This is a genomic window from Prescottella agglutinans, assembly GCF_004011865.1.
GTDB lineage: Bacteria > Actinomycetota > Actinomycetes > Mycobacteriales > Mycobacteriaceae > Prescottella > Prescottella agglutinans.
Map to the genome: position 1 here is coordinate 60,128 of NZ_RKLP01000012.1, position 20,870 is coordinate 80,997.

The following is a 20,870-nucleotide window of genomic DNA, read 5'->3' on the forward strand; positions in this document are numbered from 1 at the left end:
GTGACGGACTCTGGGGGCGAAGGGGAGGCGGTCGCTGAGCTGCGGGAGGACCCGCAGCCGTCGACCCCTGCCGTCGCCCCCAGGTTCGACGAGCGGCATCCGTTCGTCGTCTGGGCGTGGAGCCTGCTGAAGCTCGACTTCACGGGAATCGCCTTCGCGTCACTGTTCTTCTGCTGGTCGCTGACGCCGTCGCTGCTGCCCCGCGACTGGCTCTACCAGGGCCTGATCGGCGGCATCAGCGCCGCGATCGGCTACGCGGTCGGCACCGCGATCGGCTGGCTGGTCTGGGAGTTCGGACTTGCCCGCCGGTCGTGGTGGCCGCTGCCCGACCGGATCATGCTCGCCGTCAAGGTGACCGTTCCGGTGCTTTCGGTGGTCGCGGCGCTGATCATGCTGACCTACTCGGCCGGCTGGCAGCGCGAGTTGGCGTCGCTCATGAACGCCGAGGGCACCACCACCACCGGCTACATCCGCACACTCGGGCTGAGCCTCCTCGTCGCGGCCGCCATCATCTCCCTGTGGCGGGTGCTGAGAGACCTGGTCCGGTTCGTGGCGCGCCAACTCAACCGTCTGCTCAAGATCCCGCCGCCGGCCGCGTCGGCCGCCGGCCTCGCCGTCGTGCTGGTGCTGGTGTTCATGCTGGTCGACGGCATCCTGCTCCGCGTCGGCTACGCGGCCGTCAACTCGGCGTTCAGCCTCCAGAACAACGAGACCCGCCCCGGCGCCGTGCAGCCCCTCCTACCCGAGAAGTCGGGCAGCCCGATGTCGCTGGCGCCGTGGGACACCCTCGGCTTCGAGGGGCGCAACTTCGTCTCCGGCGGCATCCACGCCGACGAGTTGACCGCCACGAACGGCAAGCCCGCGAAGGAACCCATCCGGGTGTACGCGGGTCTCGAGACCGCGGACGACACCGCCGCCCGGATGGACGTCGTGCTGGACGAACTCGAGCGCACCGGCGCCTTCGAACGCAAGACGCTCGTCATCATCCCCACCACCGGCACCGGGTGGGTCAACCCGACCGCCGCGCAGACGATCGAACTGGTCGAGAACGGTGACAGCGCGCTCGTCGCCGCGCAGTACTCGTACCTGCCCAGCTGGATCTCGTTCATCGCCGACCGCGGCAAGGCCGCAGTCGCCGGCAACGCGCTGATCCGGGCGGTGCACGATCGATGGCTCACCAAGCCCGAGGCCACCCGTCCGGAGCTGTACGTGTACGGCGAGAGCCTCGGCACCCAGGCCGGGGAGGGGGCGTTCGACGGCCTCGCCGACATCCGCGAGAGCGTCGACGGTGTGCTGTGGGTGGGGCCGCCCAACTCGAACCCGCTGTGGCAGGCGCTGACCGAGCGCCGCGATCCCGGGACTCCCGAGGTCCAACCCGTGTACGCCGACGGCCTGGTCGTCCGGTTCGCGGACGCCGCCGCCGCCATTCCCGGGGTGCCCGGACCGTGGCTCGAGCCGCGTGTGCTGTACATCCAGCACCCGTCCGACCCGGTCGTGTGGTGGTCCACCGACCTGATCTTCAAGCGCCCGGACTGGCTGTCGGAACCCCCGGGATTCGATCGGTTGCCGTCGATGAAGTGGTTCCCGTTCGTGACGTTCTGGCAGGTCAGTGCGGACCTGGCGAACGCGGCCGGCGTCCCGGACGGGCACGGGCACAACTACGGCACCACGATCCTCGACGGCTGGGTCGCGGTCACCGACCCGGACGGCTGGACACCCGCCGACACCGAACGCGTGCGTGCCAAGCTCGAGGACCTGCGCGGGCACGACGGGCCCGAGAAGTGAGAGGGGCGGCGGCGCTGGGCTTCGGGTCGGTGCTCGTCGCCTGGAACAACGGGGTGCTGCCCGCGCTGCGACTGTCGTCGCGGCATCGGGCGACCGCCGGAACCCTCATGGCGTCGATCGCGACCGGGGCCGGGTTGGCGAGCGGTCTGCACCGTGACGAGTTGGGGCTCGGCAACATTCGCGCCGGGCTGGTGTGGGGGAGCGCCGCCGCCGCGGTCCCCGTCGTCGGCTACGCGGCCGCGCTGGCGATCCCGTCGCTGCACCGCAGGCTCGCCGTCCCCGACGAGGTGCGCCACGACTTCGCCGAGTGGGTATCGGCGCACATCCCATTCGGCACCGTGATCACCGAGGAATTGCTGTTCCGCGGCGTGCTGACCGCGCTCACCGAGCGGGCGTGGCCCGCGCCGGCGGCGGCCGCGGTGCGCGCGGCCGCCTTCGGTCTCTGGCACGTGCACCCGGCGTACGTCGCGAACGACTCGGTGCCCGGCACCGTCGCCTTCACGGCGTCGTCGTCGCTCGTCTTCGACTGGCTGCGCGCCCGCAGCGGCAGCGTGCTCGCACCGGCCCTGCTGCACCTGGCCGTGAACGTCGGTGGCGCACTGCTGCTTCGTCGCATCCAGGTGACCACCGGTGTCGACGAGGCGCCGCTGCCGCCGGTGTGAGCGAGTTGTCAGGGCAGCTGGGCCATGCCGTACACGCGGTCGGCGTGGACCCGCAGCACCTGACGGCGCTCTTCGACCATCGCGCGGCGGAACTCTTCCCAGTCCTCGCGCTCGTGTCCGGTGGCGGCGCGGTAGGTCTCGACGAGTTCGTCGACCGCGGCGTCGTGCGGGTCGGCCGCGACCGCCGACAGTTCGGCGCCCCCCTCGAGGACGGCGTAACTCCAGAAGTCGTCGGCGCTTACGTGCAGGGACACCCGCGGATCCCGCGCGGCGTTGCGGGTCTTCGCGCGGTCCGCGGTCACCGAGACCTTCGCGGTGCGGGTGTCCGGATCCCAGGCGTAGAGGACGTTGGACAGCTGCGGTCGGCCGTCGCGCTTGAGGGTCGCGAGAATGGCCTTGTTGTGTGACGCAACGAGATCGAGAAGTGGACGCTGCGTGTCGACGTCGGTGCTCATGGCTCGTGCAACCGCGGCGTTCGCGGGGTTGTTCCTGGGTCGGTGGATTCCGTTAGATTCCATGCTCATGCCCGCCCGTCGTGCCGTCGATCCCGCCGAACTCCGCCGCGCCCTGCTCGCGGTGGGGCCGTGGCTGCGGGGCGAGGACGACGCGAAACCTGCCCGCCCCGCGCTGGCGGCCGCGGTCCGCCTCAGCGCCCGCACCCTCGAGCAGGTCGCGCCCGGGTCGAGCGTCGAGGTGCGGGTACCGCCGTTCGTCGCGGTGCAGTGCATCGAGGGGCCCCGGCACACCCGTGGCACGCCGCCGAACGTCGTCGAGACCGATCCCCGGACCTGGCTGCTGCTGGTGACCGGACTCCTGGGATTCGACGACGCGGCCGCCACCGGATCGCTCGACGCGTCGGGTAGTCGAGCAGGGGAGATCGGCCACTGGTTGCCGCTGCTGCGCCTGTGACTTTCCTGTGACATGGGTCGCATCGGGGTGATCCGGCGCACCGACCGTCGAACCTGCGCCGAGTGGTAGTTAGAATGGGGCACGCCCCCCGCACCGAATCCCCTTAGGGAGCGCCAGCCGTGACTCGTGCCGAACTGTCGGTCAACAGTCGGAACCTTCTCGCTACGACCGCACCGGACGAGGACGAGAACGAACCTCGTGAGGAGTGTGGCGTCTTCGGCGTCTGGGCGCCGGGCGAGGACGTCGCCAAGCTCACGTACTACGGGCTCTACGCCCTTCAGCACCGCGGCCAGGAGGCAGCCGGCATCGCGGTCGCCGACGGCTCGCAGGTGCTGGTCTTCAAGGATCTCGGCCTGGTCAGCCAGGTGTTCGACGAGCAGACCCTCGGCGCGATGCCGGGGCACGTCGCCGTCGGCCACTGCCGCTACTCGACCACCGGGTCCACGACGTGGGAGAACGCGCAGCCGATCTTCCGCACCACCGCCGCCGGCACCGGCGTCGCGCTGGGCCACAACGGCAACCTCGTCAACACCGCCGAGTTGGCGCAGCGTGCCCGCGAGGCCGGACTGATCAACGAGAAGCGCCCCGGTGCGGCGACGTCGGACTCCGACGTCGTCGGCGCCCTGCTGGCGCACGCGGCCGCCGACAGCACGCTCGAGCAGGCCGCGATGAAGCTGCTGCCGACGCTGCGCGGCGCGTTCTGCCTCACCTTCATGGACGAGCACACGCTGTACGCGGCGCGTGACCCGCACGGCATCCGCCCGCTGTGCCTGGGCCGCCTCGACCGCGGCTGGGTCGTCGCGAGCGAGACCGCCGCCCTCGACATCGTCGGCGCGTCGTTCGTCCGCGAGATCGAGCCCGGTGAGCTGCTGGCCATCGACGCCGACGGCGTCCGGTCGTCCAGGTTCGCCAACCCGGAGCCCAAGGGCTGCGTGTTCGAGTACGTGTACCTGGCCCGCCCGGACAGCGTGATCGCCGGACGCTCGGTGCACTCGACCCGCGTCGAGATCGGCCGCCGCCTCGCCAAGGAGCACCCCGCCGAGGGTGATCTGGTGATCCCGGTGCCGGAGTCCGGTACGCCGGCCGCGGTCGGGTACGCGCAGGGCTCGGGCATCCCGTACGGCCAGGGCCTGATGAAGAACGCCTACGTGGGCCGCACCTTCATCCAGCCGTCGCAGACCATCCGCCAGCTGGGTATCCGCCTCAAGCTGAACCCGCTCAAGGAAGTCATCCGCGGCAAGCGCCTGGTCGTCGTCGACGACTCGATCGTGCGCGGCAACACGCAGCGCGCCCTGATCCGGATGCTGCGCGAGGCAGGGGCGCTCGAGATCCACGTGCGGATCGCGTCCCCGCCGGTCAAGTGGCCCTGCTTCTACGGCATCGACTTCGCGTCGCCCGCCGAGCTCATCGCGAACGGCGCCGAGGGCAGCGGGGTGAACGACACGTTCGACGAGATGCTCGAGGGCGTGCGCCGTTCCATCGGCGCCGACTCGCTCGGCTACATCTCGATCGACGGCATGGTCGCCGCCACCGAGCAGCCGTCCTCCCGCCTGTGCAAGGCGTGCTTCGACGGGACCTACCCGATCGCGCTGCCGAGCGAGGGCATGGGCAAGAACGTCCTGGAGGGGATGCTCGAGTCCGCAGCCGGAGCCCAGCTCTCGCACGACAACGACAACGCGGACGCGCTGTCGCGTCCCTAGTTCGCAGCACGCTACCGGTGTGCCCCGGGCACTCCGGTAGCGTAAGGGCGCAATCGAGGTGATTGCGCGTGTACACCCATGCGCGACGACGGCTGGCGCCGAAGTCGACGTTCACCGAAATCAAGGCTGGAGCCAGAAACCGATGACCGAGGACAGTACCCGCACGCAGGGCGCTTCGTACGCCGCCGCCGGAGTGGACATCGAAGCGGGCGACCGGGCAGTCGAGCTGTTCGCCCCGCTGGCGAAGAAGGCCAGCCGCCCCGAGGTCATGGGCGGCCTCGGCGGCTTCGCCGGTCTGTTCTCGCTCAAGGGCGACTACAAGGAGCCGCTGCTCGCGGCCTCCACCGACGGCGTCGGCACCAAGCTCGCTGTCGCGCAGGCGATGGACAAGCACGACACGGTCGGCCTCGACCTCGTCGCGATGGTGGTCGACGACCTCGTCGTGTGCGGTGCCGAGCCGCTGTTCCTGCAGGACTACATCGCGGTCGGCCGCGTCGTGCCGGAGCGGGTCGCGGAGATCGTCGGCGGCATCGCCGAGGGCTGCATCCAGGCCGGCTGCGCGCTGCTCGGCGGCGAGACGGCCGAGCACCCCGGCGTGATGGCGGACGGCGACTACGACCTGTCCGCGACCGGTGTCGGTGTCGTCGAGGCCGATCAGGTTCTCGGGCCCGACCGCGTCCGTCCGGGCGACGTCGTGATCGGTATGGGCGCGTCGGGCCTGCACTCCAACGGCTACTCGCTGGCCCGCAAGGTGCTGCTCGAGATCGACCGCATGTCGCTGACCGGTCACGTCGACGAGTTCGGCCGCACCCTGGGCGAGGAACTGCTCGAGCCCACCAAGATCTACGCCAAGGACTGCCTGGCTCTCGCTGCCGAGACCGACGTGCGCACCTTCTGCCACGTCACCGGCGGCGGTCTCGCGAACAACCTCGCGCGCGTCATGCCGAAGGGCCTCGTCGCGGAACTCGACCGCGGCACCTGGAGCCCGGCACCGATCTTCACGATGATCGCGCAGCGTGGTCGTGTCGAGCGCGCCGAGATGGAGCAGACGTTCAACATGGGCGTCGGCATGGTCGCGATCGTCGCGCCGGAGGACGTGGATCGTGCGCTGGCGGTCCTCACCGCCCGCCACATCGACTGCTGGACGCTCGGCAGCATCAAGAAGGCATCGGACGCCGACGCGGCACGCGCGCTGCTCCTGGGCGATCACCCGCGCTTCTGACGTCTGCACCGACTGACGACATCGTCCCCGGGATCCGTCTGGATCCCGGGGACGATGTCGTCATGCGTCGGTTCCCGACACGGGACTGCGACAGCCGGATACCACGAATGAGGGGGAGCCGTCAGGCTCCCCCTCATGTCGAGGTATGTCAGGTGACGTCAGTACGACAGTCAACGACGCCAGTCGTCGTAGTCGTCCTCGTCCCAGCGCGAGCGAGGCTCCTCGTCGGCGCGCTTGTCCGCGATCACTCCGCCGTTGCGGGGCGAGCCCGGTGCTCCGCCGTTCGAGAGCTCTCGTTGCAGGCTGTCGAAATCCGTGGACGGCGAGCTGTACTTGAGCTCCCGTGCAACCTTGGTCTGCTTTGCCTTAGCCCGGCCGCGGCCCATGGCTGACCCCCTCGCGCTTTCGCGGGGCGGCCTGGGGAATTTGGCGGCCCCGCGTGAGTGTTGAATGTTTTCCTGCTCAACACTCTAGCGTGGAAAAGTCACTTCCGCTCCCACGTCCCATCCCCGGCGGTGTCTGATTTGTCTCACAGGTACCGTGAGCTGGCGTTATGTCGGATTTCTGCAGGCTAGAACACACCGGGAACGGCGCGTACGGTCCCGACCCGGGTGCCGCCGCCGAGGACAGGCTGTGAGGCCAGTGCGGCGTGGTCCTCCGACCACGTGACACCGAGCCGGTGCAACAGCGCCGCAGTCAGCGGGAGACGCGCCCGCTCGTGCCCGTCGTCGATTTTGAACGCGAACGCGGTGCCGTCCGGCAGGGCGCCGGCGTGGACGCCGTCGGCGCCGGCCTTGCACAGCAGCCCCGGCACCGCGGGCATGAGCCGGGCGTCGTCGCGACCGGTCCCGGAGATCACGTGCGGGTGCGCGCGGATCGCGTCGGCCACGGACCGCTCCGCGGAACCGGGCGCGGCGGTGACGAGCTTCGAGAACGCGCGCGCCAGATTGCTCAGCGACACCGGGATGATCGGCAGTCCGCAGCCGTCGATGCCGAGCTCGGTCTCCGGCTCGCCGCTGAGCTCGGTGACCGTCTCGATCACCGTCCGCTGCAGCGGATGTCCCGGATCGAGGTACGTGTCGGTGGGCCAGCCCTTTGCGGCGCACGCGGCGAGCATGGCGGCGTGCTTGCCCGAGCAGTTCATGTAGACCGTGCGCGCGGGATTGCGGGACGCGAGGACCTCGGCCCGGGCCAGCTCGTTCGCGGGCAGGTCCGGCGGGCACTGCAGATGCGTCTCGTCGAGCCCCACGCGGTCCAGCAGCTGCTCGACCAGCTCGACGTGCCCGGCCTCGCCCTCGTGTGACGCCGCCGCGATCGCCAGCTCCTCGCTCGACCGCGGCACGAACCCGCTGCGGAGCAGCGCCACCGCCTGCATGGGCTTGTTCGACGACCGCGGGTAGATCGGGGTGTGCACCTCGCCGAGCGCGAGCGTGGGCGTGCCGTCAGGCGCCAGCACCACCAGCGACCCGCGGTGCACGCACTCCCGGAACCCGGATCGGACCACTTCCACCAGTTCGACGCTCACGGCGACACCTGCTCTTCCAGTCGGCTCAGGAACTTCCGGACACGGGCCTGCGCCCCGTCCGCGAGATCGGGTTGCTCGGCGAGGAGGACCCGCAACCGGTCGGGGTCGGCGCCGGTGAACACGTCGCGGATGGTCACCCCGTGCGCCGGCACCGACAGCACCTCCACCGGGTCACCGGCCCGCAGGCGCCCGGGGACCAGCACCCGCAGGTAGGCGCCGACGTCGGCGCGCTCGGTGAAGCGCTTGACCCACTGCGGTTCACCGGCCCAGTGCGCGAACGTGCCGCACGGCACCCGCGGTTCGGTGACCTCGAGTTCGGTGGTGCCGATCCGCCAGCGGGTCCCGATCACCGCGTCGGTGGTCGGGACGCCCGCAACGCGGAGGTTCTCCCCGAACCAGCCCGGCGCGAGGACGCGGCCGAGGTCGTCGCCCCACCGGTCCGCCTCCTCCGCGGCGTACGCGTAGACGGCCTTGTCGCGGCCGCCGTGGAACTTCGTGTCGCACACGTGGTCACCGGTGACGCCGCCCGCCTCGACCCGCACGGGACCGTCGACGGGCCGCTTGTCGATCGCCGTACGGGGTGACCGTCGGCTCGGGGCGTCGCGTTCGGCGAACACGACGCACACCGCCTCGACGCGCCCCGTCACCGGCGGCCGCGCAACCGGTCGACGGCCTCCCGGCCCGCCTGGACCTCGTCGTGCCGGGGCACGGAGTCCTCGTCGATCGACGCGGCGCACGGCCCGGTCACGAGCGCGGTGTCCGCGGGCACGGTCCGCTTCACGAGCGCGAGCGCGATGGGCCCCCACTCGAAGTGGTCGACGACGGTGCCGAGGCGTCCGACGGCGCGGCCGTCCGCGGTGACCGCCTCGCCCGGTTCGGGGCGACCCTCGGCGGATCCGTCGAGGTGCAGCATCACCAGGTGCCGCGGCGGCTTGCCGAGGTTGTGCACGCGGGCCACGGTCTCCTGGCCGCGGTAGCAGCCCTTGTCGAGGTGCACGGCACCGTGCTCGGCGGGGCCGCCGATCCAGCCGGCCTCGTGCGGGATGGTGCGGTCGTCGGTGTCGACGCCGACGCGTGGCCGGTACGCGGCCACCCGCAGGGCCTCGAACGCCCACGATCCGGCCGGTCGCACCCCGGCCTCGGTGAGTGCGGTCCACCATCGGGGCAGGTCCGATCGCGGCACCAGGAGGTCGAACGAGTCCGCGGTGGGCCACGGCATCCGGCGCAGGAATCCGCCGCCCTCCAGCGGCACCGCCTCGTAGACGCCCGGCAGTTCGGTGACGCCCAGCGCCGCGAGCACCGCGGGCGCCTGCGCGTCGGGGCCGATCAGGCTCAGCACCGCCATGTCGTTGCCGTCCCGGGGTTCGGCCTTGGACCAGAACACCATCTTTTGCAGGAAGCCAAGCAGGTCGGGGCCGCGGTCGGCCTCGGTGTCGATCCACGTGACGCCGTCGATGTCGGTCTGCACCCAGTGGTGCTCGATCCGGCCGTTGAGGTCGAGGCTGAGGTTCTCGGCGCTGGTGCGGTCCGGCAGGGCCGCCACGTGTTGGCTCGAGATCGTGTGCAGCCAGGTCAGCCGCTCGTCGCCGGCGATCGCGATGACGAACCGGTGGGAACGGTCGACGACGGCGACCGCACGGGTGGCGGCGCGCTGCTCGGCGAACGGGTCGCCGTAGTGCCAGGCGACGCCGGCGTCGGGTGATCCCTCCGGCGGCGGAACGGCGCCGGGCGTGGAGAGCAGTGGACTGGGTGTAACGAGCGGAGAGTCGGCCACGGGGCCATTCTAGGAGCGGGGATCGGGCATGCCGCGCGAAGCGGTATCGGAACTGCAGGTAGTGCCAGGTTTTGGCTATGGTGGGCGCATGGCAGAGCAGGTGCTGGTGACGCTGGACGGGCAGGTGCGCGACGCGGGCGTGCCGCTCCTGCACGTCGACGATCTGGCCGTGGTCCGTGGCGACGGCGTCTTCGAGACGCTGCTGGTGCGCGACGGCAGAGCGTGCAAACCGGCGCTGCACCTGGATCGGCTGGAGTCGTCGGCGCGCGCCCTCGAGTTGCCGTGGCCCGGACGGGGGCTGTGGTCCCGAGCGATCGAGACCGCGGCCCGGGAATGGGGCGGCGACCACGAGGGGTGGATGCGCCTGGTGCTCAGCCGTGGCCGCGAGGGCGGCGGCCCGCCGACCGCGTTCATCACGGTGGGCCCGGTGGCGGAGCGGGTGCGGCAGGCCCGCCGCCACGGCGTCTCGGCGGTGACCCTGCGCCGTGGGTTCTCGGTCGACCTGTCGGCGACCGCTCCGTGGCAACTGCTCGGTGCCAAGACCCTGTCGTACGCGACGAACATGGCCGCCCTGCGGCACGCACAATCGCACGGCGCCGACGATGTCGTGTTCACGAGCAGCGAGGGCCGCGTTCTGGAAGGGCCGCGCTCGACCGTCGTGATCGCCCGGGGTAAGACGTTGATCACTCCGCCGCCGGAGCAGGGCATCCTTCCCGGCACCACCCAGAAGGCCTTGTTCGAGGTGGCGCCGGACAAGGGGTACACGTGCGAGTACGCACCCCTATTTCCTTCTGATCTCATTGCGGCAGAGGGTGTTTGGTTGATGTCGAGTGTCACGCTCGCGGCCCGGGTGCACACCTTGGACGGGCTCGGGTTGCCGTTTCCTCCGGCGGCCGAGGACGTGGCCTCGCTGGTCGAGTTGGCGGTGGAGACGGTCGGTTCCAACTGACCCCGGCTAGGTTTGAACCGGGAGGTCTACTACATTCCGTAGTAGCAATCAGCTGCGGGGAGGTTCGCCCCGCAGTAGCTTTGTGAACAGGGATCGAGCGGACGCCCACGTCTCGACCCCGAAGCCTGTCCTACGGGCCGACTTTTCGGAGTAGCCATGGATGTCTTGGATGTCTCCCGGTGGCAGTTCGGCATCACCACCGTCTACCACTTCATCTTCGTTCCCCTCACGATCGGACTGGCCCCGCTGGTCGCGATCATGCAGACGATGTGGGTGATCACGAAGAAGGATCACTGGTATCGCCTCACCAAGTTCTTCGGCAAGTTCTTCCTGATCAACTTCGCCATCGGCGTCGCGACGGGCATCGTGCAGGAATTCCAGTTCGGTATGAACTGGAGCGAGTACTCCCGCTTCGTCGGCGACGTCTTCGGCGCCCCACTCGCGCTCGAGGGCCTCGTCGCGTTCTTCCTGGAGTCGACGTTCCTCGGCCTGTGGATCTTCGGCTGGACCCGGCTGCCGAAGGGCGTCCACCTGGCGACGATCTGGCTGGCCGCGATCGGTGTGAACGCCTCTGCGTACTTCATCATCGTCGCCAACTCGTTCATGCAGCATCCGGTCGGTGCGCGGTACAACCCCGAGACCGGACGCGCGGAACTCGAGAGCATCTGGGCGCTGCTGAGCAACAACACCGCGATCGCCGCCTACTTCCACGCGGTGGCGGGCGGGTTCCTGACCGCGTCGACATTCGTCGTCGGCATCGCCGGTTGGTGGATGGTGCGCAGCATGCGCAAGTCCAAGACCGCCGAGCCGGCGGAGGCGGAGACCCTCGTCCAGGACGCGCGCGGGATGTTCCGGCCCGCTGCGCGGATGGGCATGCTCGTGATGATCATCGCCGGTATCGGCCTGATCTACACCGGTGACGTCCAGGGCAAGCTCATGTTCCAGCAGCAGCCGATGAAGATGGCGTCTGCGGAGTCGTTGTGCCACACCGAGACCGACCCGGATTTCTCGATTCTCACGGTCGGCACCCACAACAACTGCGACAGCGTCACACACGTCCTCAAGGTGCCGTACGTGTTGCCGTGGCTCGCCGAGGGCAAGTTCGAGGGCGTGACGCTGCAGGGCGTCGAGGATCTCCAGGCCCAGTACGAGCAGCAGTTCGGTCCCGGTAACTACCGCCCCAACCTCTTCGTCACGTACTGGTCCTTCCGCGCGATGATCGGCCTGGCCGCCGGGTCGCTGGCGCTGGCGCTGGCCGGGCTGTGGGTCACCCGCAAGGGGCGGGTGCCGGACCAGAACTGGTTCAAGTGGCTGTGCCTCATCGCGATTCCGACACCGTTCCTCGCCAACAGCGCCGGCTGGATCTTCACCGAGATGGGCCGGCAGCCGTGGGTGGTCCACCCGAATCCGACCGGCGTCGACCTGATCCGGCTCACCGTCGACCAGGGCGTCTCGGACCATTCGGTGGGGCTGGTGTGGACGTCGCTGATCGTGTTCACGCTGCTGTACGGCGCGCTGGGTGTCGTGTGGTTCTACCTGATCCGCCGGTACGCGATCGAGGGGCCGTCGCCGCACGATCTGCATCCGCCGGTCGCGGGCCCGAGACCGAAGACCGGCGGCCCGGGCGAGCCGGGCGAACCGGAGCCCGAAGAGCAACTGTCGTTCGCGTACTAGGAGACCGTCATGGGACTGCAGGAATTCTGGTTCATCCTCATCGCGGTGCTCTTCACGGGCTACTTCGTGCTCGAGGGCTTCGACTTCGGTGTCGGCATGCTGATGCCGGTGCTCGGCAAGACGGACACCCGTCGTCGTGTCCTCCTCAACACGATCGGGCCGGTGTGGGACGGCAACGAGGTGTGGTTGATCACCGGTGGCGGCGCATTGTTCGCGGCCTTCCCGGATTGGTACGCGACGCTGTTCTCCGGGTTCTACCTACCGTTGCTGCTCATTCTGGTGGCGCTGATCCTGCGGATCGTCGCCATCGAGTGGCGCGGCAAGATCGACGACGACAAATGGCGCTGGCGGGCCGATCTCGGCATCATGATCGGCTCCTGGGTGCCGGCGGTGCTGTGGGGCGTCGCGTTCGCGAACATCGTCCGCGGTGTCGCGATCAACGCCGACAAGCAGGTGACGTCCAACTTCTTCGAGTTGCTCAACCCGTACGCACTGCTCGGCGGCATCACGACGGCACTGGTGTTCGCCCTGCACGGTGCGGTGTTCGTTGCACTCAAGACCGCCGACGACGTGCGGATCGACGCCGCGGACATCGCGAAGAAGCTCGCCATCCCGACCGTGCCCATCGCGGGCGGATTCGTGCTGTGGACCCAGCTGGCCTACGGCAAGGGCTGGACGTGGATCCTGGTGGCGTTGGCGGCAATCGCCGTGATCGCGGTGGTGGTGCTGACCCGATCCGAGCGCGAGGGTTGGGCGTTCGCGTTCACCACGCTGGCGGTGATCGCGACCAGCGTGCTGTTGTTCGCGTCGCTGTACCCGAACGTGATGCCGTCGACGACCGATCCGGCGTACAGCCTCACGATCGAGAACGCGTCGTCGAGCCACTACACGCTGACGGTGATGAGTTGGGCGGCAGTGATACTCACGCCGATCGTGCTGATCTACCAGGGCTGGACGTACTGGGTGTTCCGTAAGCGGATCTCCACCAAGCACATCCCGCCGTCGATCGGTCTGCCGCGCAAGGCCGGATCCTCGAAGGTCGGATGAGTACAGCGACCGATCGCCCCGCCCGAGCGCGCCGACGGGCGGGGCGACGCGCAGGAGGATCCAGGGGTCCGGTCGACCCCCGCCTGTGGAAGTACTCGGCGTCGGCGCGTGGCTACCTGATCCTCACGGTTGTGCTCTCGGCGGTCAACGTCGCGATGGTGATCGTCTCGGCCGTCCTGATCGGCACGATCCTGGCCGGGGTGATCACCTCGGACCGGCGCAGCATCGCGGACTGGCGCACCGACCTGATGTGGCTGGCGGCCGCCGTGGCGGTGCGGGTGCTGGCGGCGTGGCTGCACGCGCGCTACGCGCACCGGTCGGCCAATCGCGTCGTCTCGGAGCTCGAGGTCGAGGTCCTGCAGGCCGCGGTGCAGATGCCGCCCCGCACGCTCGACCCGCGGCGTGACGAGATCGCGACCGTGCTCACGCGGGGAGTGCGGGCGATCGCGCCCTATCTCACCGGCTACCTGCCCGCGCTGATCCTCGCGGCCACCCTCACGCCGGCGACGTTCCTGGTGATCGCCTTCCAGGACCTCACCGCGGCGATGATCGTCGTGATCACGTTGCCGCTCATCCCGGTGTTCATGATCCTGATCGGGCTGCTCACCAAGGGGAAGTCCGAGCAGACGCTCGCCGCCCTCACCCGGCTGTCGGCGCAACTGCTGGACCTGATCGCCGGCCTGCCGACGCTGCGTGCCCTGGGCCGCGAACACGGCCCGGCCGCGCGGGTCCGCGAGCTGGGCGACGCACACCGCAAGACCACGATGTCGTCGTTGCGGGTGGCATTCCTGTCGTCGATGGTGCTCGAGCTGCTCGCGACGCTGTCGGTGGCGCTCATCGCCGTCAGCATCGGCCTGCGCCTGGTGTTCGGCAACATGGAACTCGAGCCCGGCATCGTCGCGCTCATCCTTGCGCCCGAGGTGTACCTGCCGCTGCGCATGGTCGGCACCCAGTTCCACGCCGCCGAGGACGGGCTCGCCGCCGCAGGCAAGGCGTTCGGTGTGCTCGACGAGGCGCCGCGCCGGGACGCGTCCGGCACCGGGGAGGTGGTGGCGGACGGCGCCGTCGTCGAACTCGACGGTGTGAGTGTGCGATCCCGGTCGGGGACGGCGCCGCACCGGCTCGACGCGCGGTGCGTCCCCGGCGAGGTGACGGTGCTGACCGGTGCCAACGGGTCCGGGAAGTCGACTGCGTTGCAGACGGTTCTGGGCCTCACCACCCCCGACGAGGGATCGGTTCGCGTGTCCGGCGTCGACGTCGCGGACCTCGACCCGTCCGGCTGGTGGGCGCAGATCGCCTGGCTTCCGCAGCATCCGGTGCTCGTTCCGGGAACGCTGGTGGAGAACCTCGCGCTCGTCGGCGACGTCGACCCCGACTCCGACGAGGTCCGGCAGGCCTGCCGGGCAACCGGATTCGACGCCGTGCTGCGGGAGTTGCCGCGTGGCTGGGACACCGAGGTCGGCGCCGGGGGACTGGGACTGTCACTCGGCCAGCGGCAGCGGCTGGCCCTCACCCGTCTGCTCGCGTCGCCGCGGCCCGTGTTGCTGCTCGACGAACCGACCGCGCACCTCGACGACGACACCGAACGGACGGTGTTGACGTCGTTGCGGGCACTCGCCCGAACCGGCCGCACGGTTGTCGTGGTCGGTCACCGGCCGAGCGTGATCGCCGCCGGGGACCGGGTGCTCGAGGTCGAGGCCCGTCAGGAAGTCGGTGCGCCCCATGAATCGTGATCTGTTGCGGGCGATACGCCTCCTGGATCTGCAGCCGCGGCGCGTGCTCGCCGCGATCGCCGCGGGCGTGGCGACGCTCGGGAGCGCGCTCGCGCTGGCGGCGCTGTCGGCCTGGCTGATCACCCGCGCGTGGCAGATGCCGCCCGTGCTGGACCTGTCGGTCGCGGTGGTCGCGGTGCGTGCTCTCGGTATCTCCCGCGGCGTCTTCCGCTACCTCGAGCGCCTGGCGACGCACGACGCCGCGCTGCGCGGCACCACGTCGGCGCGGACGATGATCTATCGCCGTCTCGCCGACGGCGATCCCGCCGCCGCGGCGGGTCTGCGCCGCGGAGACCTGCTGGCGCGCACCGGCGCCGACGTCGATGCGCTCGGCGACGTGGTGGTGCGGGCGATCATCCCGATCGCCGTTGCGGTGATCCTGGCCCTGTCCGCGGTGGTGCTGCTCGGGTTGATCTCGCCGGCCGCCGCGGTGGTGCTCGCGGTGGCGCTCGCCGTGTCGGGGGTGCTGGCGCCGTGGCTGTCGGCGCGGGCCGCGAGCCTGGCGGAGTCGGAGAGTGCCGCCGCGACGGCACTGTTCAGCGAGACCGCGGTGACCGCGCTCGACCATGCCGCCGAACTGCGGGTGGCCGGCCGGTTGGACGACGTGCTGGCCGGCGCCGAGAACGCGAACCGGGACGCCGTCCGCGCCACCGACCGGGCCACGATGTCGGCGGCGTTCGCGGCGGCCGCGACGCCGCTCGCGATCGGGGCGAGCGTGCTGGGGTCCCTGCTGATCGGCATCACGCTCTACGGACCGGACGGCGGGGCTCCGGGCGCGATGACGCCGATGTCGCTGGCGATCCTCGTGCTCGTTCCGCTCGCAGCGTTCGAGGCGACGGGAACGCTGCCCGCGGCCGCGATCGCGCTCACCCGGGCCCGGATCGCGTCGGGGCGGATTCTCGCCCTCCTCGACCAGGCCGGTGAACCGCAGCCCGCAGGTACCGAGGTGCCGGCCGGTCCCGGTCACCTCCGGGCCCGGGAACTGCGCTGCGGCTGGCCGGGCAGCGAACGCGTGACGGCGGCGCTCGACCTGGACGTCTCGCCGGGCAGCCGGATCGCGGTCGTCGGGGCCAGCGGCGCCGGGAAGACGACGTTGCTGATGACCCTGGCCGGGCTGTTGCCGCCGGTCGACGGGACCGTGTCGGCCGACGGTGTGCCGATCGAGCGGTACCGGCCGGACGACCTGCGCCGCCGGATCGGCTTCTTCGCCGAGGACGCCCACGTGTTCGACACGTCGGTGCTCGAGAACCTGCGCGTCGCCCGCGGCGACCTCACGGAGGATGCGGCGCTCGACGTCCTGGGGACCGTGGGGCTGGGGGAGTGGGTGTCCCAGCTCCCGCGCGGGGTGCACACGTCGTTGGGCGGCGGGGCGCGGGCAATCTCGGGCGGTCAGCGTCGACGGTTGCTGCTGGCGCGCGCGCTGGTCTCGCCGGCGCAGGTGCTCCTGCTCGACGAACCGACCGAGCACCTCGACGCCGCGGACGGGTCGGCGATGCTGTGCGCGCTGCTCGATCGCGACTCCACTCTCGTCGACGCGGACCGCACCGTGGTCCTCGTCACCCACCAACTGCCGCCGGTGACGCGCGCGGACAGGGTGGTGACGGTCGGCGAAGGGCAGGGAGGACCGGTGGATCGTGTCAGCGAACACGTCGGGTTCGACCCGGCGCGACACTCCTGACCACGGCTAACGAGCCAACCGGTCCCGATGCGCGGATACTGTAACGCGTTCTACTTTCGGCCGATAATCGTAGAGACCACGTCGGCTGTTACATATTTCGACGCACAAAATGTGCTGCTACCTGCTGCCCTACATCTTTGGACGAACGTCCGAAATGGTGGCATCATGTGATCGCATTCACCGAAATGTGCGAGGTATGCGCATTTTGGTGGGTCGAATCTGGAACGTGTTCTACCTGATCCTGATTTCCCCCTCGTCAGGACGAACGAAGGAGATTGGTACATGTCTCGACCTCTGTCTCGCCGCGTCGCGGCCTCCGTTGCCGCCGCGGCCGTGATCGCGGGTGGTGTCGGACTCGGAGCGGGCACGGCCGTCGCCGCGCCGGCAACCGGTTCGCTCGGTTCGCTCGGTTCGCTCGGGTCGCTCGGATCCGGTAGTTCGGCGGCCCCGGTATCGGATGGTGTCGTGCCCCAGCCGGGGAAGAGCTACCCGCAGGAAGGCACCGGCGACACGTCCAACATCCGTGTCACGAAGCGCGTCGTGGGTGACGGCACCGTGGCCCCCGGGCAGGTCGTCACCTACCGGACCACGATCTCCACCACTGGTCATCCCGAGCGCTACATCAACAAGATCACCGACTACCACCCGGCCGGCTTCACGTACGTGCAGGGCAGCGCCCAGGTCACCGCATGGCACGCGATCGGCGGGCAGAAGACCGAGAAGGTCACGCCCCAGGTCAACGCGAACACCAACTCGGTGACCGTGTCGGATGCGGGATGGCTCATCTCGCCCACCGGCAGCAAGACGCTGACCTACGAGGTGTCCTACCTCGTGCCGCGCAACCTCACGGTCGGCAACGTCCACAACAGTGGTGTCGCATTCGACGTCTCGCTGTTCGGGAGCTCCCAGAACTTCAATCCCATCAACGCGTGGGTCAAGATCCGCTCGCAGAACCCCGGTGAGGCGGCCGCGACCGGTTCGGCCGACCTGGGCTTCGGTTCGTCCAACCCGGAGGGTGGCACCACCGGTTCGGCCGGCTCGGCGATCATCAACGACCCTGCCGGCTTCATCGGCGACATCATCGGCAACGCGCTCAAGAGCGCCAGCTGATACCCCCGAACGGGAATTCACGACACGGTCCGACCGCGAAAACGTGCCGTGAACTCCCGTTCAGGGCATTGCAGCAAGGAATCGAGCCCCGTCCTGGAAGCGTCCAGGACGGGGCTCGTTCGTTCCGTGGGTCACTTCCGCCGAAAAAACCCGTTGCCGACTGTTCGGGCCGGGCGTAGCTTCGGGCGTACACGAGGAAGGAGGTGGTCTGAAGTTGAATGACAAACGGACACGTGAGGTGGCTGTCAGCTAGCCACGATGCTCTCGGAATTCGCGTGAGCGGAGCCTGCGGAGTGAGCCATCGGCTCTGACCGCACCGCGGCTGGCGAATCCCAGGCAGCTACCCGACCCCCGAGCCCTCCGATCACGTCCAGGTCGGAACCCCCACAAAACGAAGCCCCCGGGCATCGTCGAGTGGACGGGCCCGGGGGTCGCTGCTGTGTATGGGGTGTCAGCCGACGTAGCGCTGGAGTCGCGCGGAGAAGCGGGGCTCGAGGGGCCCGTCGGCGACGACACGCTCCTCGACGTAGGCCAGGTCGCCGCCCTCGACGATGCCGTAGAGGCGCTTGGCGCCACCGATCAGTTCGCCGGACTCGCTGCGGATCACGACGTCGGTGGCGAGTTCCCACGACGACTGCGTGAGCGCCTGGCCGTAGAACAGTTCGACGACGCCGGAGGCGTGCGTGAGGAGGAGTTCGATGACCTCTTCGTTGGTGCTGCCGGGGATGCCGTCGCCGGCGACCCGCCAGTAGCCGCTCTCACGCTGATCGGGACCCACGTACGCGCCGTCGGCGTCGAGGCGCCAGGAACGGGACTCCCAGGCCAGGTAGTTGCCGCCGTCGTGCGAGACGACGATCTGCTGGCCGAACGGATAGTCGCCGGTCTCCGGATCGTGGCCCTCGCCCTCGCCGCGCCACACGCCGACCAACGGCAGCAGCGCGAGCATGCCGGGATGCAGGTCGGGCCCGAACCGCAGGTTCGCGGTGTCGTCGGGAAGCGGCAGGTCGGGCAGGTTCGCGATGTTGCGACCCGCCGTCTCCTTCGCACGCTCGACGGCGCCGGCTACTGCCCGGTCGCCGCTGCCTCGGGCAACGTGCGACTGGGAGTCGTCAGGCTGCGCAGGCGTCGAATCGGGGCCCGCGTCCGGATCCTGGCTCACGGCTTGTCGGTGACCAGCCGGTACACCACGTACAGCGAGAACCAGGTGATCAGGATGGCGGCAAGGACAAGAAGAACCTCGAAGAAAATGACCACGGGGTCATCTTAGACCCGACCCCCGGATCGTCTGAAATCGGTGGTCCGCCCTGCCATCTGGGTGAATACCGATCGATGCCCCGATCGCGGTAGTACGGTGCTCCCGAAACAACGAATGAAACGTGCACTGTCACACCTGCGTGGGTGCACACAGTCGGAGGTGTCGATGGGTCGTCGGGGGATGGTGGCCGCGCTGGCAGGGGCGGTCGCCGCGGCGTCGCTGTTCGTGACGGCGGTTCCCGCCGCCGCCGAGAGCGCCGGCTCGTCGGGTTCGGGTTCGGGTTCGGGGCAAGGTCCGGTGAAGAACCCCGACAACTACGGCGACGGCTGTCCCGACGTTCTCGTGCTCGCGGTGTCCGGGGCCACCGACTCGACCGTGGACCGCGATCCCTTCGACGACAAGGAACGCGTCCCCTGGGCCAACTGGCTCTCGAACGTCACCGTCCCGCTCGGTGAGGCCAACCGGGACCAGCCGGGCACCGTCGGCTGGATGTACGTGCCGTACCCGTCGACGTACGGCGTGGGTGTGCTCGAGGACGTGCCGACCTATCAGGACTCGATGGCGGCGGGTGTGGCGTCGACGAACCGCATTCTCGACGAGAAGAAGGCGCAGTGCGGCGACGCCACCCGGTTCGTCCTGCTCGGGTACAGCGTCGGTGCCGAGGTCGCCGAGCGGGTCGCCCGCGAACTCGGCCACCGCGACGCCTCGGCGACGGTCACGGCCGACGACATCGCGGGTGTGGCGCTCGTGGGCGATCCGTACCGGCCCGCCGGCACCCCGTCGCTGGGGGAGCCGGGACCGCCCGGCGGCGGGTTCATGTCGTCGGAGCCGGCCGACTACGGCGCTCTCGAGGGCAAGATCCTCTACGACTGCCGTCCGTACGACATCGCGTGCGACGCCCCGCCGGACATCGCGGTCCTCGAACTCGCGCTCGGGGTCCTCGGACAGATGCGGTTCACGCTGCTCAACCCGGTGCAGACGTTCGCCGACTTCGGTCGCGTCGTGTCGGACATGTCGGCCCGGGCGATCGCGCACATCGTCACGCGCGAGAACTGGTTCACGTCCGACGAGTCGCTGCTCGACGTGCTGCGGATGGTCGCGGACCAGACGTATCGCGACGACGCCGCGACGGCGGCGGCCACGCCCGAGCGCATCGCGGCACTCGACGCGTGGGCGCGCGGCCCGGGTGCCGACGTCGTCCGCGCGAAGCTGGCCGCGGAGGGCGCCGGATTCGTCGAGGACAACCGGGGGCTCGTCGACCTCGTGCTGGGGCCGTACATCTTCCTGGGCGCGGTCCAGCACCTGTTGTACTGGCTTCCCGGCCCCGAGCCGTTGTTCGGGGACAGCGAGCGGCTCGTCGACTGGATCAGCGGTCTGGCGACCGAGGACACCCCGCACACCCCGGCACCGGCCGGTTCGGGCGGATCGTCCGGCTCCTGACGAAACGACGTGGGGCCCACTCCGATTCGGAGTGGGCCCCACGGGTATTCGGGCGTCGGCCTACTTGGCGACCGTCACGTCGACGGCGTAGACGCCGGCGCTGTCCGGGCTGATCGTCACGTCGCCGTTGCCGGTGCTCGACAGCGCACGGACCTTCCAGGTGCCGGGTGCGGCGAAGAAACGGAAGTCGCCGGTCGCGGACGCGACGACCTCGGCGGTGAACTCGTCGGTGCCGTCGAGCAGGCGGACGAAGGCGCCGCCCACCGGCTGGCCGTCAGCGGCCAGGACGCGGCCGGTGATGACGGTTTCCTTCTCGACGTTCACGCCCGCGGGCAGGGTCTGGGTCTGAACAGGTGCTCCGCACATAA

19 protein-coding genes are annotated in these 20,870 nt (G+C 69.9%); 12 read left to right on the forward strand and 7 right to left on the reverse strand.

Annotated elements, in window-relative coordinates; all coding sequences use genetic code 11:
• Together EGT67_RS21030 and EGT67_RS21035 are read left to right on the forward strand one after the other, a co-directional pair.
• On the forward strand, positions 1 to 1,785 hold the full coding sequence (locus EGT67_RS21030; RefSeq protein ID WP_127918053.1) for an alpha/beta hydrolase: 1,785 nt from the start codon (positions 1 to 3) through the stop codon (positions 1,783 to 1,785).
• Positions 1,782 to 2,447: a CPBP family intramembrane glutamic endopeptidase gene (locus EGT67_RS21035; RefSeq protein WP_127918054.1), complete on the forward strand. Its 666-nt coding sequence runs from the start codon at positions 1,782 to 1,784 to the stop codon at positions 2,445 to 2,447. Before EGT67_RS21030 ends, EGT67_RS21035 begins: the two co-directional genes overlap by 4 nt.
• An 8-nt stretch (positions 2,448 to 2,455) precedes the next feature.
• On the opposite strand, the gene EGT67_RS21040 is transcribed toward EGT67_RS21035, so the two are convergent.
• Positions 2,456 to 2,902 (reverse strand): PPOX class F420-dependent oxidoreductase, encoded by a 447-nt coding sequence (locus tag EGT67_RS21040; protein WP_127918055.1) that lies wholly within the window; start codon positions 2,900 to 2,902, stop codon positions 2,456 to 2,458.
• A gap of 67 nt (positions 2,903 to 2,969) precedes the next feature.
• Here EGT67_RS21040 and EGT67_RS21045 point away from each other — a divergent pair, with 67 nt between their 5' ends.
• The 3 genes from EGT67_RS21045 to purM all read left to right on the forward strand — a co-directional run bounded on the left by EGT67_RS21045 (position 2,970) and on the right by purM (position 6,278).
• Positions 2,970 to 3,356 (forward strand): sterol carrier family protein, encoded by a 387-nt coding sequence (locus EGT67_RS21045; RefSeq protein WP_127918056.1) that lies wholly within the window; start codon positions 2,970 to 2,972, stop codon positions 3,354 to 3,356.
• Positions 3,357 to 3,475: 119 nt separating this feature from the next.
• Complete coding sequence (purF, locus tag EGT67_RS21050) at positions 3,476 to 5,056, forward strand: amidophosphoribosyltransferase (RefSeq protein WP_127918057.1); 1,581 nt, start codon at positions 3,476 to 3,478, stop codon at positions 5,054 to 5,056.
• 142 nt (positions 5,057 to 5,198) lie between these two features.
• Positions 5,199 to 6,278, forward strand: a complete 1,080-nt coding sequence (gene purM / locus EGT67_RS21055; RefSeq protein WP_127918058.1) for a phosphoribosylformylglycinamidine cyclo-ligase — start codon at positions 5,199 to 5,201, stop codon at positions 6,276 to 6,278.
• A gap of 170 nt (positions 6,279 to 6,448) precedes the next feature.
• Here purM and EGT67_RS21060 read toward each other — a convergent pair whose 3' ends face one another.
• The 4 genes from EGT67_RS21060 to ygfZ all read right to left on the reverse strand — a co-directional run bounded on the left by EGT67_RS21060 (position 6,449) and on the right by ygfZ (position 9,577).
• The gene (locus EGT67_RS21060; protein ID WP_127918059.1) at positions 6,449 to 6,664 is read right to left on the reverse strand and encodes a DUF3073 domain-containing protein; all 216 of its coding nucleotides are present in this window, start codon (positions 6,662 to 6,664) and stop codon (positions 6,449 to 6,451) included.
• 185 nt (positions 6,665 to 6,849) lie between these two features.
• Positions 6,850 to 7,803, reverse strand: coding sequence for an asparaginase (locus tag EGT67_RS21065; protein ID WP_127918060.1), 954 nt, complete (start codon positions 7,801 to 7,803; stop codon positions 6,850 to 6,852).
• Positions 7,800 to 8,450, reverse strand: coding sequence for an MOSC domain-containing protein (locus tag EGT67_RS21070; RefSeq protein WP_127918061.1), 651 nt, complete (start codon positions 8,448 to 8,450; stop codon positions 7,800 to 7,802). Before EGT67_RS21070 ends, EGT67_RS21065 begins: the two co-directional genes overlap by 4 nt.
• Positions 8,447 to 9,577 carry a CAF17-like 4Fe-4S cluster assembly/insertion protein YgfZ gene (ygfZ, locus tag EGT67_RS21075; RefSeq protein WP_127918062.1) on the reverse strand — a complete coding sequence of 377 codons (1,131 nt, stop codon included), beginning with the start codon at positions 9,575 to 9,577 and terminating at the stop codon, positions 8,447 to 8,449. The genes EGT67_RS21070 and ygfZ overlap by 4 nt, the downstream gene beginning before the upstream one ends.
• An 88-nt stretch (positions 9,578 to 9,665) precedes the next feature.
• Here ygfZ and EGT67_RS21080 point away from each other — a divergent pair, with 88 nt between their 5' ends.
• From EGT67_RS21080 to EGT67_RS21105, 6 genes are all read left to right on the forward strand, one after another.
• Positions 9,666 to 10,526, forward strand: coding sequence for an aminodeoxychorismate lyase (locus EGT67_RS21080; protein ID WP_127918063.1), 861 nt, complete (start codon positions 9,666 to 9,668; stop codon positions 10,524 to 10,526).
• 156 nt (positions 10,527 to 10,682) lie between these two features.
• Positions 10,683 to 12,200, forward strand: a complete 1,518-nt coding sequence (locus EGT67_RS21085; protein ID WP_127918064.1) for a cytochrome ubiquinol oxidase subunit I — start codon at positions 10,683 to 10,685, stop codon at positions 12,198 to 12,200.
• Between the two features lie 9 nt (positions 12,201 to 12,209).
• Positions 12,210 to 13,247 (forward strand): cytochrome d ubiquinol oxidase subunit II, encoded by a 1,038-nt coding sequence (gene cydB, locus EGT67_RS21090; protein ID WP_127918065.1) that lies wholly within the window; start codon positions 12,210 to 12,212, stop codon positions 13,245 to 13,247.
• Positions 13,244 to 14,980 carry a thiol reductant ABC exporter subunit CydD gene (gene cydD / locus EGT67_RS21095; RefSeq protein ID WP_127918066.1) on the forward strand — a complete coding sequence of 579 codons (1,737 nt, stop codon included), beginning with the start codon at positions 13,244 to 13,246 and terminating at the stop codon, positions 14,978 to 14,980. The genes cydB and cydD overlap by 4 nt, the downstream gene beginning before the upstream one ends.
• Positions 14,970 to 16,697, forward strand: a complete 1,728-nt coding sequence (cydC, locus tag EGT67_RS21100; protein WP_127918067.1) for a thiol reductant ABC exporter subunit CydC — start codon at positions 14,970 to 14,972, stop codon at positions 16,695 to 16,697. The genes cydD and cydC overlap by 11 nt, the downstream gene beginning before the upstream one ends.
• Before the next feature lie 282 nt (positions 16,698 to 16,979).
• Entirely contained in the window at positions 16,980 to 17,807 is an 828-nt protein-coding gene (locus tag EGT67_RS21105; protein ID WP_127918068.1) for a hypothetical protein, read from the forward strand.
• Positions 17,808 to 18,258: 451 nt separating this feature from the next.
• Here the strand turns inward: EGT67_RS21105 and EGT67_RS21110 are convergent, their stop codons facing one another.
• Positions 18,259 to 18,966, reverse strand: a complete 708-nt coding sequence (locus tag EGT67_RS21110; RefSeq protein ID WP_127918069.1) for a heme-binding beta-barrel domain-containing protein — start codon at positions 18,964 to 18,966, stop codon at positions 18,259 to 18,261.
• A gap of 261 nt (positions 18,967 to 19,227) precedes the next feature.
• On the opposite strand from EGT67_RS21110, the gene EGT67_RS21115 reads away from it, so the two are divergent.
• Positions 19,228 to 20,502: a cutinase family protein gene (locus EGT67_RS21115; protein ID WP_127918070.1), complete on the forward strand. Its 1,275-nt coding sequence runs from the start codon at positions 19,228 to 19,230 to the stop codon at positions 20,500 to 20,502.
• A gap of 60 nt (positions 20,503 to 20,562) precedes the next feature.
• Here EGT67_RS21115 and EGT67_RS21120 read toward each other — a convergent pair whose 3' ends face one another.
• Positions 20,563 to 20,868, reverse strand: coding sequence for a DUF1416 domain-containing protein (locus EGT67_RS21120; protein ID WP_127918071.1), 306 nt, complete (start codon positions 20,866 to 20,868; stop codon positions 20,563 to 20,565).
• Positions 20,869 to 20,870: the final 2 nt, after the last annotated feature.